The sequence below is a fragment of the Stenotrophomonas sp. STEN014 genome, assembly GCF_056760315.1.
This window is the reverse complement of the sequence record NZ_JBRREN010000001.1, coordinates 225973-242719: the sequence shown is the minus strand read 5'-3', so window position 1 is coordinate 242719 and position 16747 is coordinate 225973. Positions and strand designations below refer to the sequence as shown.

Annotated in this window: 14 protein-coding genes; 1 reads left to right on the top strand and 13 read right to left on the bottom strand. The window is 66.5% G+C overall.

What is annotated here, in order from left to right:
* Window positions 1-7: 7 nt before the first annotated feature.
* The 13 genes from uvrD to ACVOMC_RS00855 form a co-directional block, all read right to left on the bottom strand.
* A complete protein-coding gene (gene uvrD, locus ACVOMC_RS00915; RefSeq protein ID WP_481522474.1) occupies window positions 8-2203 on the bottom strand; it encodes a DNA helicase II in 2196 nt (731 codons plus the stop codon).
* Window positions 2204-2246: 43 nt separating this feature from the next.
* Complete coding sequence (locus tag ACVOMC_RS00910) at window positions 2247-3638, bottom strand: FAD/NAD(P)-binding protein (protein WP_481522473.1); 1392 nt, start codon at window positions 3636-3638, stop codon at window positions 2247-2249.
* Between the two features lie 152 nt (window positions 3639-3790).
* Window positions 3791-3958 (bottom strand): 50S ribosomal protein L33, encoded by a 168-nt coding sequence (gene rpmG / locus ACVOMC_RS00905; protein ID WP_172675037.1) that lies wholly within the window; start codon window positions 3956-3958, stop codon window positions 3791-3793.
* Window positions 3959-3968: 10 nt separating this feature from the next.
* A complete protein-coding gene (gene rpmB / locus ACVOMC_RS00900; protein ID WP_057505668.1) occupies window positions 3969-4205 on the bottom strand; it encodes a 50S ribosomal protein L28 in 237 nt (78 codons plus the stop codon).
* Window positions 4206-4427: 222 nt separating this feature from the next.
* Entirely contained in the window at window positions 4428-4676 is a 249-nt protein-coding gene (locus tag ACVOMC_RS00895) for a hypothetical protein (protein WP_256202284.1), read from the bottom strand.
* 21 nt (window positions 4677-4697) lie between these two features.
* Window positions 4698-5093 (bottom strand): hypothetical protein, encoded by a 396-nt coding sequence (locus ACVOMC_RS00890; RefSeq protein WP_481522472.1) that lies wholly within the window; start codon window positions 5091-5093, stop codon window positions 4698-4700.
* 89 nt (window positions 5094-5182) lie between these two features.
* Window positions 5183-8350 carry an efflux RND transporter permease subunit gene (locus ACVOMC_RS00885; RefSeq protein WP_481522471.1) on the bottom strand — a complete coding sequence of 1056 codons (3168 nt, stop codon included), beginning with the start codon at window positions 8348-8350 and terminating at the stop codon, window positions 5183-5185.
* Window positions 8351-8379: 29 nt separating this feature from the next.
* Window positions 8380-9372 (bottom strand): efflux RND transporter periplasmic adaptor subunit, encoded by a 993-nt coding sequence (locus tag ACVOMC_RS00880; RefSeq protein WP_481522470.1) that lies wholly within the window; start codon window positions 9370-9372, stop codon window positions 8380-8382.
* Between the two features lie 8 nt (window positions 9373-9380).
* Window positions 9381-10661: a TolC family protein gene (locus ACVOMC_RS00875; RefSeq protein WP_481522469.1), complete on the bottom strand. Its 1281-nt coding sequence runs from the start codon at window positions 10659-10661 to the stop codon at window positions 9381-9383.
* A 54-nt stretch (window positions 10662-10715) separates the two neighbouring features.
* A complete protein-coding gene (locus tag ACVOMC_RS00870; protein WP_481522468.1) occupies window positions 10716-11099 on the bottom strand; it encodes a hypothetical protein in 384 nt (127 codons plus the stop codon).
* Between the two features lie 145 nt (window positions 11100-11244).
* A complete protein-coding gene (locus tag ACVOMC_RS00865; RefSeq protein WP_481522467.1) occupies window positions 11245-13032 on the bottom strand; it encodes a DUF885 domain-containing protein in 1788 nt (595 codons plus the stop codon).
* A 111-nt stretch (window positions 13033-13143) separates the two neighbouring features.
* The gene (locus tag ACVOMC_RS00860; protein WP_054657716.1) at window positions 13144-13479 is read right to left on the bottom strand and encodes a lipid-A-disaccharide synthase N-terminal domain-containing protein; all 336 of its coding nucleotides are present in this window, start codon (window positions 13477-13479) and stop codon (window positions 13144-13146) included.
* Window positions 13480-13481: 2 nt separating this feature from the next.
* Window positions 13482-14204: a glycosyltransferase family 2 protein gene (locus ACVOMC_RS00855; protein ID WP_054657715.1), complete on the bottom strand. Its 723-nt coding sequence runs from the start codon at window positions 14202-14204 to the stop codon at window positions 13482-13484.
* Window positions 14205-14672: 468 nt separating this feature from the next.
* On the opposite strand from ACVOMC_RS00855, the gene ACVOMC_RS00850 reads away from it, so the two are divergent.
* Window positions 14673-16622 carry an LTA synthase family protein gene (locus tag ACVOMC_RS00850; RefSeq protein WP_481522466.1) on the top strand — a complete coding sequence of 650 codons (1950 nt, stop codon included), beginning with the start codon at window positions 14673-14675 and terminating at the stop codon, window positions 16620-16622.
* Window positions 16623-16747 lie beyond the last annotated feature (125 nt).

Genomic DNA, 16747 nt, shown 5'->3' with positions numbered 1-16747 from the left:
GCCGCGGCTACAGCAGCGTCAGGTTGGCGTAGGCCAGCACCAGCCACTTGCTGCCGGCATCGGCGAATTCCACCTGCACCCGCGCATGCGCGCCGCTGCCCTCATAGTCGGTGACCATGCCTTCGCCGAACTTGGGGTGGGTGACCAGCGCACCGAGCCTGATCGGGGGCAGCTCGATGCTGGCGTGGCCGCCCATCACCCGGTTGGCGCCCAGCGAGGCCGGTCGCGACACCTGCACCTTGGGGCGAACCTCGTTGAGCAGCTCGCGCGGGATCTCGCGCAGGAAGCGTGACGGCAGGCTGTAGTTGTCCTGGCCATGGATGCGACGCGACTCGGCATAGCCGAGCACCAGTTTCTGCCGCGCGCGGGTGATACCCACATAGGCCAGACGCCGCTCCTCCTCCAGCCGCCCGCTCTCTTCCAGCGACCGCGCGCTCGGGAACAGGCCTTCCTCCATGCCGGCCAGGAACACCAGCGGGAATTCCAGGCCCTTGGCCGAGTGCAGTGTCATCAGCTGCACGCCCTCCTCGCCGGCCTGCGCCTGGCCTTCGCCCGCCTCCAGAGAGGCATAGGACAGGAACGCGACCAGCTCACTCATGTCCTCGGCGCCCTCTTCGATATCGTCTTCGCGGCGCACGAAACGCGAGGCCACCGAGACCAGTTCGTCCAGGTTGTCGATACGCGACTCCGAATCCAGCGCATTGCGACTTTCCTTGCCCCAATGCTCGCGCAAGGCCGAGCGTACCAGTACGTGATCGATCCGCTCGGCCAGATCCATCTCACCGGTTTCGGCAGCAAGCTGGCCGATCAGGGTGATGAAACCGGCCAGCGCATTCCTGGCGCGCGAGGTCAGGTCGGTGCCCTGGGTGGCCAGCATCGACGCTTCCCACAGCGACAGCGCCTGCTGCCGCGCGATACGCCGCACCTCATCCAGCGTGCGCTCGCCGATGCCGCGCGTCGGCGTGTTCACCGCGCGCTCGAACGCGGCGTCATCGTTGCGGTTGGTCATCAGCCGCAGGTAGGCGAGTGCATCCTTGATTTCGGCACGTTCGAAAAAGCGCATGCCACCGTACACGCGGTACGGCACCTGCTCGCTGAGCAGGGCTTCTTCAAACGCGCGCGACTGCGCATTGCTGCGATAGAGCACGGCGACATCGCCATAGCTGCCGCCGTCACGCACCCACTGGCGGGCGCGCTCGACCAGATAGCGCGCCTCGTCCATCTCGTTGTAGGCGGCGAACAGGTCGATCGGATCGCCATCACCGCTGTCGGTCCACAACTGCTTGCCGATCCGGTCCGGGTTGTGTGCGATCACCGCGTTGGCGGCGTTGAGGATGTTGGCGCTGGAACGGTAGTTCTGTTCCAGGCGAATGGTCTGCGCGCCGGGGAAATCCTTCAGGAAGCGCTGCACATTCTCGACCTTGGCGCCACGCCAGCCGTAGATGGCCTGGTCATCATCACCGACCACGAACACGTTGCCACTGTCACCGGCCAGCACCCGCACGAAGGCGTACTGGATGGCGTTGGTGTCCTGGAACTCGTCGACCAGGATCTCGCGAAAGCGCGCGCGATAATGCGCCAGCAGTGCCGGGTTGTCGCGCAGCAGTTCATGCGCGCGCAGCAGAAGCTCGGCGAAATCGACCAGCCCGGCGCGGTCGCAGCGCTCCTGGTAAGCGGCGTAGGCCTGACGCATGGCCTCGCCCCAGTGGTCATGCGGCTCGGGCTGGATGTGCGCCGGACGCCGGCCCTCATCCTTCTGCGCGTTGATCCACCACATCACCTGCTTGGGCGGGTACTTGCCGTCGTCCAGCTCCAGCTGCTGCACCACACGCTTGACCAGCCGCAGCTGATCGTCCGAATCCATCACCTGGAAGGCTTCGGGCAACCGGGCATCGGCCCAGTGCAGGCGCAGCAGACGATGGGCCAGACCGTGGAAGGTGCCGATCCACATGCCGCGGCTTCCCTGGGCCAGCTGCGCGTCGATGCGATGACGCATCTCGCCGGCCGCCTTGTTGGTGAAAGTCACCGCGAAGATGCCATGGGTCGGCACGCCGATGACTTCGTTGAGCCAGGCGATACGGTGGGTGAGTACGCGGGTCTTGCCGGAACCGGCGCCAGCGAGGATCAGGTGATGACCGGGAGGCGCGGAAACGGCCTCGCGCTGGGCTGCATTCAGCCCGTCGAGCAGGTGGGAAACATCCATGGACGCATTTTACGGGAAGCGCCCGGTCCCCGCCGCATGGCAGCTAGTGCTGCAGCTGCTGCAACAGGGTCGTGGCCGCGTGTGCGGCCTGCCCGCGCAGTTCGGGGATGGCCAGGCTTTCCCACAACCGGCCGATGCGCAGGCTGCCCAGCACCTGCAGGCGTGTCTCGATAGTGCCGTGGGCATCGATCAGGCTGCCATCGGGCGCGCTGTCGATACCGATCCCGTGCGGTCCCGGACGCGCTACGCCACTGCCGAGCAGCTGCTGCAGCAAGGTGTTGCGCATGGCCTGCGCCCGCATCTCCACACCGGTGGCGTTGACCACACAGTGCACATCCAGCTGCAGCGGCCGACGACGGATGTCGTGGGCCAGCAGTTGCACGCAGGCCCCCTCGCTCACTACCGCCTGCAAGCGGCCGCGATGCACCTGCAGGCGTCCCTGCTCTGCCAGTGTCAGCAGCTGCGCGTGCACCGGTGCGGCAACGCGGTGCCGGTGTACGTCCCAGTAGCGCACCACGTGGCGCAGAAAGCGCCGCTGGTCATCGAACGAAAGCGACTGCCACAGCGCCTGGCCCAGCGGGCGGATGCGCTCCATCACGCTCTGCCACGGAATGCCGCGCACACTCGCCTCGGCCGCATGCCGGCGCAGCGCGCGCATGCGCTGGCGCAGGTTCATCGCCAGCAGCGGTTGCGGATCGTAGTCGGCCGCCGGCCCGGCCGCGTGCGGCAGCGGCAGCAGCGCATGCCGCGACAGCACGTGGATGGCCCCGTGATGGCCGCTGGCAAGCAGCGACATCACGGTGTCGACCATGCTCAGCCCGGAACCGACGATGGCCACATCCGCCGCCGGGGAGATAGCACGCACGGCCGGGTAATCCCATGCCTCGACCCGCTTGCCGGCGGGCAGCACACCGGCGCCTCGTGCCGGCAGCGGCCGCAAGGCGTTGCCCGGCGCCAACGCCACCGCCCGCGCGCGCAGCTGCGCACCTGAATCCAGCGCGAGGGTGAAGCCCTCGGCATCGGCCTGCAGCGCCCGCACATGTTCGGCGCGGACCTGCAACTGCGCGATGCTGGCAGCGGCGGCCTGCTGCAGGCGCAGGCGCAGGTAGTCCGCATAGTGCTGTCGTGGCACGAAGCGGTGGGCCAGCGCGTCGCGATCCAGCGCCGGGAAGGCCTGCACGTCCTGCAGGTAATCGAGAAAATCCTCCGGCTGCGCCGCAAAACCGCTCATCTTGGCCACCGGCACATTGAGCAGGTGCTCGGGATAGGTCGTGGCGTACGCCACGCCCCGGGCCAAGGGCAGATCGGGCTCCAGAATCAGCACCCGCAGCGGCCGCTGCGCCTCACGCAGCACACCAATAGCCGTGAGGGTACCGGCAGCGCCACCACCGATGATGGCCAGGTCGTACACATGCGGAGTATCGATAACGCTCATAGGCCCGATTGTAGGGGATGGCATGCCTGCGACTGATGCCGTCAGGGCATGTGCTCATGGGCGCGATACCCGGAGTTTTTCATCCTTCACAAACACGGAACCCGCCTTGCGGCGGGTTCCGGATGAAACGCAAAACCGGCAATCCCGGGGGATTACTTGATCTTGCCTTCCTTGTACATCACGTGCTTGCGCACCACCGGATCGTACTTCAGGAATTCCATCTTCCCCGGGGTGTTCTTCTTGTTCTTGTCCGTGGTGTAAAAGTGGCCAGTGCCGGCCGAGGAAATCATACGGACCTTATCGCGCTTACCTGCCATGATTATTTACTCCTCAGACCTTTTCGCCGCGGGCACGCAGCTCAGCCAGAACGGAATCGATACCGTTCTTGTCGATGGTGCGCAGTGCATGCGCGGAAACACGAAGCTTGACCCAGCGGTTCTCGCTGGCAACCCAGAAGCGACGCTCATGCAGGTTCGGCAGGAAACGACGGCGGGTCTTGTTGTTGGCGTGCGAGACGTTGTTACCTGTCTGCACACCCTTACCGGAAACTTGGCATACGCGGGACATTGCGCACCTCGATAATATTGATGACTTCCTTAGCCAGGAAGACGGCGGCCCCGGCGGTTGCCCGCCACGCGTCATGGGAATCAAAGGGTTACGCTGTCGAGGATGTCCGGATGACGTGTTCCCGGCCACCGATCCGGAGGTTTCCGGACACAGCGAGCCGGAAATTATGCCCAAGGGCAGGCCAAAGCGCAAGTCCACGCCCGGGCCACGGGCGACCGGGGGCTATTCCGGGGCAAATGCCAAGGCCCGGCGCCAGCGCAACGGCTGGGTGGCCCGGCCCGGATCGGGTGGGAACACGGTCAGGTAGCCGGCAGCGATGGCCCGTTCACGCAAGCGCTCACCGACGCCTTCGGCCACCTCCACCTCGACATGGGTCACGTGCCCCTGCGGGTCGACATCCATCGCCCACACCAGCCGGCCCACCCATTGCCCGGCCGGGATCGACGCATCGTAGTTCGGGCGGCCAGCCACATAGGGAGCCGAGCGCGTCAGTTAGTGCGGTGAATCCTCGATACGCGGATCGACCCGGACCTTGGCCGTCCCGGTACGGCCATCGCCGAGGACGACGTGCACCGTCCAGTCCCCCGCCGCGCCCCCAGCGGCCAGATCGGCCGGGTAGCACCGTTTGATTCCGCGATAGTCATCATGCTGCTGCAGTGACACCTGCGCACCCTCGGCATCCCGCAGTTCAATCTGCAAGCCGCCCACATCCGTGGAAACCGCATTGGCGGCAATGCAGATCTGATGGCCGTGGTCGCCCTGCATGACGAACTGGCGGTTCTGCTGGCGGGCCAGCGCCTCCACCGGCGGCCTGGACCACAAGAACTCGATGTAGAGGTCAGGCGCCTGAGCGGCAACATTGCCGCCACCGAGCAACAGCAGCCCCATCACCACAAACTGACACACGCGCATTGACTGCCTCCCGGAGCCGACCACCGGACTCTAGCAAGTCCGATGCTGCGCATCCCGACAGGCAGTCAGTCTTTGCGGTGCAGCCAGCGGTACAGCACCGGCAATACCAGCAGGGTCAGCAGCGTAGAGGAGACAATGCCGCCGATCACCACCGTGGCCAGCGGCCGCTGCACTTCCGAGCCGGCACCGACGTTGAAGGCCATCGGCACGAAGCCCAGCGATGCGACCAGGGCGGTCATCAGCACCGGTCGCAAACGGCCCAGCGCGCCTTCGCGCACGGCCACATCGAGACTTCGGCCCTGTTCGCGCAGGTGGCGGATGAAGCTGATCATCACCAGACCATTGAGCACGGCCACACCGGACAGCGCGATAAAACCGACGCCGGCCGAGATCGACAACGGAATGCCACGCACCGCCAGCGCCAGCACGCCACCGGTCAAGGCCAGCGGCACGCCGCTGAACACGATGCTCGCATCGCGCGTCGAGCCGAAGGCCCAGAACAGCAAGGCGAAGATCAGCAGCAGAGTCACCGGCACCACCACCGCCAGACGCTGGCTGGCCGAGATCAACTGCTCGAAGCTGCCGCCGTATTCCACCCAGTAACCGGCCGGCACTCTCACCTTCGTATCGATAGCCTGTTGCAGCTCGCTGACGAAACCACCCAGATCGCGGTCACGTACATTGGCGGTGATGACGATGCGCCGTTTGCCGTTGTCGCGGTTGATCTGGTTTGGCCCTTCACTGCTTTCGATACGCGCCAATTCACGCAACGGAACCGTGCGCGCGTCGCCGCTGCGCCAGCCACCGGCACGGCTGGATTCATCCGCACTGTCCTGTGCCAGTGCGGGCTCCAGCGACACCGGCAGATCGGCCAGTGCCGCAGGGTCCTGACGGATGGTTTCCGGCAGGCGGACGACGATATCGAAACGTCGATCACCCTCGAACAACTGCCCGGCCACACGCCCGCCAACCGCGGTGGAAACCGTGGACTGCAGCTGGCCCGGGTTGAGTCCATACCCCGCCAATGCCGCACGATCCGGCGTGACCGTCAGCAAGGGCAACCCGCTGGTTTCCTCCAGGCGCACATCGGCCGCACCCGGTATCTTGTTGGCCACCGCGACGATGCGCCGGCCCACCTGTGCCAGCGTTTCCATGTCATCGCCGAACAGCATCACCGCCACGTCGGCCCGCACGCCGGAGATCAACTCGTTCATGCGCATCTGGATCGGCTGGGTGAACTCGTAGTTGTTGCCGGGCAGCTCCTCCACCGCGGCCTCCAGTTCGGCCAGCAGCTGCGCGCGCGGCTTGCGCGGGTCCGGCCACTGCTTGCGTGGCTTCATCATGATGAAAGTGTCGGCGACCGAAGGCGGCATCGGGTCGGAGGCGACTTCCGGTGTGCCGATCTTGGAGAACACCTTGTCCACTTCCGGCAGCTGCTGCAGGCGTGCTTCCACCTGCTTCTGCATGTTCACCGACTGGGAGAGGCTGGTACCGGGAATGCGCATGGCGTGCATGGCAACGTCGCCTTCGTCGAGGTTGGGCACGAACTCGCTGCCCAGCCGCGCTGCCAGCAGACCGCAACCGACCACCAGCACCAGCGCAGCGGCAACCACCCAACGGCCACGCCGCATCACCCACGCCAGCAACGGCGCATAGCAGCGTGCGCGCAGCCATACCATCAAGCGGTTCTCCTTCTCCTCGATGCGGCCACCGAGGAACATGGCAATCGCCGCGGGAACGAAGGTTAGCGACAACAGCATCGCGCCGCTCAATGCCAGTACCACAGTGATCGCCATCGGGTGGAACATTTTTCCTTCGACGCCGGTCAGCGCAAAGATCGGCAGGTAGACCGCGGTGATGATGCCCAGGCCGAACAGGCTGGGCCGGATGACCTCGGCGGTGGCGCTGGCGGTTTCTGCAAAGCGTTCCTCGCGGGTCATCGCCCGGCCCAGCGCATGGGTGCGCTCGCCGAAGCGACGCAGGCAGTTCTCGATGATGATCACCGCACCATCGACAATCAGACCGAAGTCCAACGCGCCAAGGCTCATCAGGTTGGCGGACACACCACCGCGTGCCATGCCGGTCAGGGTGAACAGCATCGCCAGTGGAATCACCGCGGCGGTGATCAGCGCCGCACGGAAGTTGCCCAGCAACAGGAACAGCACCACGATCACCAGCAGCGCGCCTTCCAGCAGGTTCTTTGCCACCGTTCCAATGGTGCGATCAACCAGCGCGGTGCGGTCATAGCTGGCGGTGACCGTGACCCCAATAGGCAGGCTGCGCTGCGCCTGTTCCAGCTTCGCCGCAGCCGCGCGCGCCACCTCGCGGCTGTTGGCACCGACCAGCATCACCACCGTGCCCATCACCACTTCGTGGCCGTTCTGGGTGGCGGCACCACTACGCAGTTCCGGCCCTTCGGCTACCTCGGCCACGTCATGCACATGGATGGGCACGCCTTCGCGGCGGGCCAGCACGATGTTGCCGATTTCCTCCAGCCCGGCGACTTGTCCCGGCACGCGCACCAGGAACTGCTGGCCGTTGCGTTCGATGTAACCGGCGCCGATGTTCTGGTTGTTGCCTTCCACGGCGTCGGCGACATCCTCCAGGGTGAAGCCCAGCGCACGCAGCTTGGCCGGATCCGGGGTGATGTGGATCTGCCGCTGGTAGCCACCAATCGTATTGACCTCGGTCACGCCAGGTACGTTGCGCAGCTGCGGCCGCACTACCCAGTCCTGCAGCGTGCGCAGGTCGGTGGCGGTGTAGGGCGAACCATCGGGCTTGCGCGCCTTGGGATCGGCGTCGATGGTGTACATGAAGATCTCGCCCAGGCCGGTGGCAATCGGCCCCAGCTGCGGGTCCAAGCCCTCCGGCAGCTGTGACTTAACCTGCTGCAGGCGTTCGGCGACCTGTTGGCGGGCGAAGTACAGATCGGTGCCGTCCTTGAACACCACCGTCACCTGCGACAGGCCGTAGCGCGACAAGGAGCGCACTTGTTCAAGCTTCGGCAGACCCGCCATCACCGTTTCCACCGGCCAGGTGATGCGTTGCTCCGTCTCCAGCGGCGAGTAGCCATCGGCGGCGGTGTTGATCTGCACCTGTACGTTGGTGATGTCGGGCGTGGCGTCGATGGACAGGCGGGTGAAGCTCCAGCTGCCGATCGCAATCAACGCGAAGGTGAGCACCATCATCATCCAGCGATGGGCGATGGCGCTGCGGATGATGCGCTCAAGCATGGCGGCACCCTCCAACTTGCATGCACTGGTCAATGTTCATGCGCGGCCCCCGCCTTGCCGATGTCGGCCTTGACCACATAGCTCTGCTCGACCACAACCTGCTCGCCAACGCGCAGGCCGTCCTTGACCTCGACCTTGCCGGCATCGCGTGCGCCCAGCACCACCGGACGCGCGGTATAGATATCGCCCTCACGCACGAACACCACCTCGCGGCCTTCCATGGTCTGCAGTGCGGAAAGCGGCACCACCATCGCAGCCGGCTGCATCGCCACCACGATGCGCGCCTTCACCGCCGCACCGGGCCGCCACAGGCCGTCGTCATTGCGCACGCTGGCGCGGGCCACGGTGCTCTGGCTTGCAGTGGCGGTGCCCGGCAGCACGCGCTCCAGGGTGGTGCTCTGGCTGCCGCCATCGGTCATGCGCGTCACCGTGACCGGCACGCCGGCGGTGATGTGCTGGGTGTCGTTGCCGAAGATATGCAGGTCCACCCACAGTTCGGACAGGTCGCCGATCTCGAACAGCGGCGTGCCCTCGCCCGCAACCGCGCCCACCTGTGCCTGCCGCGACAGCACCACGCCGCTGATTGGCGCGCTTACGGTGTAGGTGGTCAGGCTGAGATTGCTGTCGATGCTGGCCAAGGTCTGGCCGGCACTGACGCGATCACCGACGTTTGCACGCAGCGAACGGATCGGCCCGGGAAAGCGCGCCATCACCTGCGCGATGCGACCATCCACCGGGGTCAACAGGCCCTGCACCTCGTGCTCATCGGCAATGGTGCCAGCCTGCACCGCGGCGCTGCGGATGCCGGACTGGTCGGCCATAGCGGCCTTGATGGTGGTGCGGTCGGCGTGGGCTTCCTCGCCCTCTTCATGGGCGTAACCGTCTGCTTCGCCGCCGTTGTCCTCAGCATGGTCATGGCCAGCTTCTTCTGCTGCACCGGCAGCGGCTTCAGCCGCCGGCTCTGCGCCACAGCCGACCAACAGCAGACTCATTGCCAATACGCCGGCAGCGACAACATTCATCGGACGGCTCATCGTGCGTTCTCCACGGCAACGGTTGCATCGGTGGCCAGCATGCCCTGGCCGGTAAGACGCTGGATCTCGATCAGCGCGGTGTGTGCGGTGATGGCCGCGTCCAGCTGGCGCTGGCGCGACTCGATACGCATGGCCTGTAGCTGCGCCCATTCCATGTAGCTGGCAGCACCGGCGCGCCAGGCCTGCTCGGCAGCACGTTCAGCCTTCTGCAACTGCGGCAGCACATCACTGCGCATTCGCTGCACTTCCAACCGCGCGGTGACATAGCGTCCGTGTGCCTCGGCCAAGGTGGCGTACAGCTGTTGCTGACGGGCCTGGCGCTGATAGGGAAGCAGGGCGAGATCGGCTTCCGCCTCGCGGATTTCCGGCGCGGCACGGCGGGCGCTGCCCAGCGGAATGCTGAAACCACCAACCAGCGAGGTGGCGTTGTCAGCGCGGCTGTTGCGGACCCCGGCCTGCCAGCTCCAATCCGGGCGGCTGCGGGTGCGTACCAGTTGCAGCTGGGCCTCGCGGATGCGTTGCTCGCCCAGCAGCTCGGCCAGCTCCGGTGCGCGTTGCAGATCGTCATTGAGCAATGCGAAATCGCGCAGTGCCGGCAGCTGCAACGCATCGCCACTCACGGTGTTGAAGTCGGGCGAGCGTGCGCCCCACAACGCGGCCAGCGACAGCCGCGCTGCGCTGGCTTCTTCGATGGCACGATCGCGGTCCAGTTCGGCCTGCGCCAGCATTGCCTGCGCGGTGAACAGCACCGATTCCGGCGAGGCACCGGCCTGCAGCCGCAGGCGGGCGGCGGCGACGGCGCGGCGGCGCTGTTCGATATCGGTGTTGGCGATCTGCAACGCCGCTTGCGCCTGTGCCACCGCGAGATAACGGCGTGCGGTTTCGGCGAGCAGATCAAGGCGTGCGGTGGCGCGTTGCGGCGCCAGTGCATCGATATTGGCCTGCGCCAGCATGCGCCGCGCATCGAGCTTGTCGCCGCGTTCCAGCACACCGGACAGGCTGACGGTGGCCTCGGCGCCCTGCACGCCACGGGCATCGCCGCTGCCGGGCGGGTGCTCCAGTTCCACACCCAACTGCATCGGCGGACGCAGCAGCGCGGCATTGCGGCGGGCTTCAAGTACAGGGCGCTGCGCATCGATCAGACGCAGCTCGGGGTGATCAAGGGCAACGCGGACGATGGCATCGTCCAGCGTCAACGGCACAGCAGGCACCGGCACCTGCGCATACGCGCGCGGCACCAGCGCAAAGGCGGCAACCGCCGCCAGGCGCATCCACATGGGTTTCTCCAGATAGCAGGTTCAGACGTGGGAACCGGCCAAGGGGCCGGGACGTCAGACGGCTATCGGGGGGCGGAACAGGCTCTCGGTCGGATGCGTGACCGCTTGCGTGCCCAGGATGGCCACGGCCTGCTGTGCGGGCGGCGATGCCACGCTCCAAGCAGGGGTGACGGTGGGCAGCACGCCCCCATGGCCGTGGCAGTCCACGCAATGCACCAGCGCATGCAGCAGCGCATTGGCGCTGTCTTCGGCATCCGGCGCCGCGGCCAGCTTGCTGTCGTCGTGTTCATGCACGCCGGCACCGATGTCGGTGTGCGCCAGCATGTGGATGTCGGTCAGTGCGGCAGACAGCGAGGTGCCAAACACGCCGATGCCGACCAGGGCCAACATCAGCAGGCGCAACAGATGGAGACGGCGGTGGCGCAGGGTACGCAGCATCGGCGCAGCCTAGCCGGTGATCACCGGGTTACACAATCGCATCGGCGCGCGACTTCAGGCCCAAATGGCTCCCCTGTCCACGCGCTTCTGCTTCCGCATCGCCCTTTGCCGTCCCTCCCCCGGATCGAGAGAGGGAGGGCCAAACCTACTTTGCGCTCTTGCGCTCGGCGATGAAGGCCTTGATCTGCTGCTCCAGCACCGGCAAGGGCACCGAACCCTGCTTGAGCACGGCGTCATTGAAGGCCTTGAGGTCGAACGCTTCGCCCAATTCCTTCTCGGCCAGCGCGCGCAGCTTGACGATGGTGATCTCGCCGAGCTTGTAGCTCAGCGCCTGGGCCGGCCAGGAGATATAGCGGTCCACCTCGGTGGTCACTTCATGCTCGCTCAGCGCGGTGTGGTCGCGCAGGTAGGCGATGGCACGCTCGCGGGTCCAACCGTAGTGGTGCACGCCGGTGTCGATCACCAGTCGCGCGGCACGCCACATCTCGTAGGTCAGCCGGCCGAAATCCTCGTACGGGGTTTCGTAGATGCCCATGTCCACACCGAGCTTCTCGCTGTACAGGCCCCAGCCCTCGCCATAGGCGGAGATGTAGTTGTTGCGGCGGAACTCGGGCTGTTCGCCCTGTTCGGCCGCCAATGCACCCTGCAGCGCATGGCCCGGATCGGACTCGTGCAGGGTCAGCGCCGGCAGGTTGTACAGCGGCCGTGCCGGCAGGTTGTAGGTGTTGACCCAGTAGGTGCCCATGCCGCCGCGGCCGGCGGTCCAGAACGGCGCGATATCCGGCGGCACCGGCACGATGGTGAAGCGCGCACGCGGCAGGGTCACGATCTTGCCGATCACCCCGTCCACGCGCTTGGAGATCCAGGCTGCGCGCCCCAGCAGCTCCTCGGGGGTCTTGGCGTAGAACTGCGGATCGGTACGCAGGAATTCGAGGAAATCGGCAAAGCGGGTCTCCTCGCTTTTCCCGGTGAACCCCAGCTTGTCGATGATGTCGTTCATCTCGCGCTGGATGCGCTTGACCTCGGCCAGGCCCAGCGCATGGATCTGCTGCGGGCTCATGTCCAGGGTGGTGTATTCGCGGATCTGCTGGCGATAGAACGCCTTGCCGCCGGGCATCTTTTCCGCCGCCAGCGTGGTGCGCGCCTGCGGCACATACTCCTCGCGGAAGAACGTCAGCAAGCTGGCGAACGCCGGAATGACGCTGCCGCTGATGGCCTGGCGGGCCTCGGCCTGCAGCTGGGCCTGCTCGGCGGCCGGAATGCTGGCCGGCAGCTTCTTCAGCGGCGCATACAGCGGCGATTCGGTCGGATCTTTCAGCTCGGCCACCGCGGCGATCGAGCCGTCACGCCCTTCCAGCACCGCCCGCGGCACACTGAAGCCACGCGCCAGCCCGGCACGCATGTTCTGCGTCTGCTGGCCGAAATAGCGCGGCACATCGTTCAGCCGTGCGATGTAGTTGCGGTAGTCCTGCACGGTCTTCATCTCGCGCCGGGCCATGAAGCCCAGGTTCGACCAGAACGAGGAGTCCGAATTGAACGGCATCTCGTAGGCGCGCAGGCGCACCTCGTCGGCCAGGTTCTCGACCTGGTACAGGTAGATGGCGTAGTTGATCCGGTTCTCGGCCGAGAGCGTGGCCGGATCGATCGCCTCAAGCTGCGCGAGCACTTCCTCCCACACCTTCAGCCGCGCCTGCTGGGCCTCGGCGCCCACATCGGGCAGCCGGGTGGCATTGGCCGGGGCATCACCGTCCTCGCTGGCCTCGCCACCGCCGGCCTGACGCCAGGCCCATTCCTTCTCGTAGATCGCCTTGAACTGCTCATCGGCGCTGTACGCGGCCAAGGTGGCCGGCGCCGCGGATTTGGCCGGTGCGGCCTGCAGCGCGGTGGGCAGTGACAGGGCGAGCAGCAGAGCGACGGAGAGCGAGGTTTTCACGAGCAGCGGATTCCCGGATTGCGAGCACCGATCATGGCATCGCAGGCCGCTGCCTGACATGGTTCGAAAGTCCTGCCCGCACCCTCCGGCCGGCGGACCGCCCCATCCGCGTCAGTCGCCGGCCCTGTCCCGCTTCCAGCCGTGATGGCGGATATCCAGCCGCAGACTGTAGAGCGCGGTGAACGCCGGGAACAGGTTCTGGATCACCCCCACCGCGTCCTGCTTGGCGGAAAACAGGAAATAGCTCAGCGTCATCAGGCTGCCCAGCACGCTCATGTACCAGAACAGGCGCGGGATCACCGGCTTGCCGGCGCGGCGCGAGGCCGTGAACTGCACCAGCCAGCGGCCGCCGAACATCAGCGCCCCGGTCAACCCGATCAGCTTCCACGGCGACATGTGCACGCCGGTCCACTCCAGCCAGACCAGCGGCTGGTTCATGAACTCCATGCTCAGACCTCTTCCACTGCGGTGCGCCGGGAGCGCGCGATCAGCCAGGCCACGCCACGGAGATCGCGGATGCCGACCAGCGCGCGGCCCAGGTTGTTGTACTTGGACACCCCGGCGGTGCGATGGCGATGGTTGACCGGCACGCTGACCGTCTTCCAGCCGGCGCGCTGCATCAGCGCCGGCAGATAGCGGTGCATGTGATCGAAATACGGCAGTTCGAGGAAGGCCTCCCGCTCGAACAGCTTGATGCCGCAACCGGTATCGGGGGTGTCATCACGCAGCATGCGCGCACGGATCGCATTGGCCCATCGGCTGGCCCAGCGCTTGGAGCCGCTGTCCTGGCGGTTGACGCGCCAACCGGCGAACAGTTTCACCGTGGCCGGGGCGGTATCCCGCTCGGCCAGCAGTCGGGGGATATCGGCCGGGTCGTTCTGGCCGTCACCGTCGAGGGTGGCGATCCACGGCGCCCGCGCCGCCTTCACCCCGGTCCGCACCGCGGTGCTCTGCCCGCTCTGGCTGACGTGGTGCAGCACCCGCAGCTCGGGATTGTCGGCCTTCAGCGCCTGCAGCTGCTGCAACGTGTCATCGCTGGAATGGTCATCGACGTAGACGATCTCGAACGCCAGCCGCCCGCGCAGCGCGGCGGTGATTTCACTGACCAGCGAGGCGACGTTGTCACGCTCGTTGAAAACGGGAACAACCACGGAAAGCGCGGGGTGATTCATTACAGGATCCGTAAGGCAGGCAGGGTGATGGGGCATGCGTATTAAGGAAACGGAACAGGCATTCTCCCGGGCCCGACTTAGCACAGCGTGAAATCAGGCGCGCGATCCAGAGCAGGCGCAGCGCCCTGGCAGCGGAACACCCGACGGCCAGATACTGCCACGCCGACGGCGCGACGGGGACGGCGGCTGTAGCGCAGCCAAGCACCGAGGGTGGCCGCCGGAGGTGACAACCGCGGGAAGATAGCGGCGACGATGTCGGAAACATGTGTGAACTCACCCGGCCACCCGGCCACCCGGCCTCACCGGTGCCACGTCCGCGGCGGCAGTGGAGGGCAGGGGCGAGGCGCGTATTCAGAGTAATATTTCCCGGTTATGCGACGCCCATGACAGCCGGCCCGGGAGGTTTCCCGGGCGGTGCGATGAAGGGACTTCAGGCGTGTTGTGCACCACCTTCAACGGATCTCGGCGTTGCGTAAGCTCACCTGGCGTTTCCTGCTGCTCACCCTGGTTTTCCTGACCCTGTGCCGGCTCGGACTGGCGCTGTGGCTATGGCCGCGGGTGCAGCCGGCCGGTGGACTGTGGCCGATCCTGTTCGGCGGCTGGCGCATCGATCTGAGCCTGCTGGCCATGGTCTGCGCCGTCCCGGTCCTGCTCTCACCCTGGCTCGGCCACCGGGATTGGCCCACCCGCATCACCGGCGGGTGGTACCGGCTGTGGTGGCTGCTGTTCGTGCTGCTGGAAGTGTCCACGCCGCAGTTCCTCCTGGAATACGACACCCGCCCGAACCGGCTGTACGTGGAGTACCTCAACAGCCCGCAGGAGGTCTCGGCGATGTTGTGGCAGGGCTACAAGGGTGTTCTGCTGCTGGCCACGCTGGGCCTGGCGGTGCTGGGTTGGGCCGGATGCCGCTGGCTGCAGGCGAGGCGCGATGCGGTTTCGCTGAAACCCTGGCTGCGCGCGGTGGCTACCGCCAGCGCCTTTGTGGTGCTGTTCCTGGCCGCGCGCGGCACCCTGGACCACCGTCCGCTCAACGCTTCCAAAGTGGCCTTCAGTGACGATGCGATGATCAACGCGCTGCCGCTGAACTCGCTGTACAACGTGCTGCACGCCATCCGCGGCATGACCGGCGAACGCTCGGCCGCGCAGGTCTACGGCGCGATGCCCGAGCCGGAAATGCACCAGCTGGTGCGCGAGGCCGCCGGCATCACCGGGCCACCGCTGGATCCGCTGCACCCCAGCGTGCACCGGCAGCAGGCCAGTGCCGCACCGGCCAAACCGCTGAACCTGGTGGTCATCGTCGAGGAAAGCCTGGGCGCGCAGTACATCGGCACGCTGGGCGGGCAGAAACTGTCACCGCAGTTCGACGCGTTGGCCGAACAGGGCTGGCTGCTGGCACGGGCCTACGCCACCGGCACCCGCTCGGTGCGCGGACTGGAGGCGCTGAGCACCGGTTTCCTGCCCACCCCGGCCGAAGCGGTGCTGAAGCTGCCGCGCAGCCAGAGCGGCTTTTTCAGCCTGGCCGGCCTGCTCGGCCAGTTCGACTACCGCTCGCGCTTCCTCTACGGCGGCGAAGCGCACTTCGACAACATGAAGGCATTCTTCCTCGGCAACGGTTTCGATGAGGTCATCGACCGCCCGCGCTTTGCGGTCAAACCCGGCTTCGTCGGCTCGTGGGGCGCCTCCGATGAGGACATGTTCAACGAACTGCATCACCGCCTGCTGCACGATGACGGCCAGCCGCGCTTCACGATGGCCTTCAGCGTCTCCAACCACAGCCCGTGGGAATACCCGGCCGGGCGCATCCAGCCCAGCACACCGGCCGCCAGCGTGGAGAACACCGCCCGTTACGCGGACTGGGCGCTGGGCCAGTTCTTCGCCCGTGCCAGGCAGTCGCCGTACTGGGAGAACACCGTGTTCCTGGTAGTGGCCGACCACGATTCACGCGTGTTCGGCGCCAGCCTGGTGCCGGTCAAGCACTTCCACATCCCGGCGCTGATCCTCGGCCCCGGGGTGCCGGTGCGGCGCGACGAGCAGATCGTCAGCCAGATCGACCTGCCGCCGACACTGCTGTCACTGATCGGCATCAGCAGTACCCATCCGATGCTGGGCGTGGACCTGACCGTGCGCCAGCCGGGCCGGGCGATCATGCAGTACGGCGACAACTACGGCTATCTGCAGGGCGAGCAGTTGCTGGTCCTGCAGCCACAACAGCCGGCCGAGCAGTTCCACTACCGGCGCGAGGGCGAGACGCTGACGCCTGCCGCGGTGGATCCGGCGCTGGCCAGATTGACCTTGGCCCACGCGCTGTGGCCCAGCTGGGCCTATAACCAGCAGCGTTATGCGGTGCCGGCCAGGGAACTGCAGCCCCGGTCACCCCCGCCCGCCCCTGGGCGCCGGCCGGTCGCTGTGGAACGATAGCCCGCCGGCCGGAGCCCTGAAAAACATAGCCGGAAAGTGGCGGGGCTACTCGATTCGAATTGAGGACGACCCGGCCAGCGGTCCGCCCGGCGGCAGCGCTCAACCAGATGCCTGCCGTGCGCCTC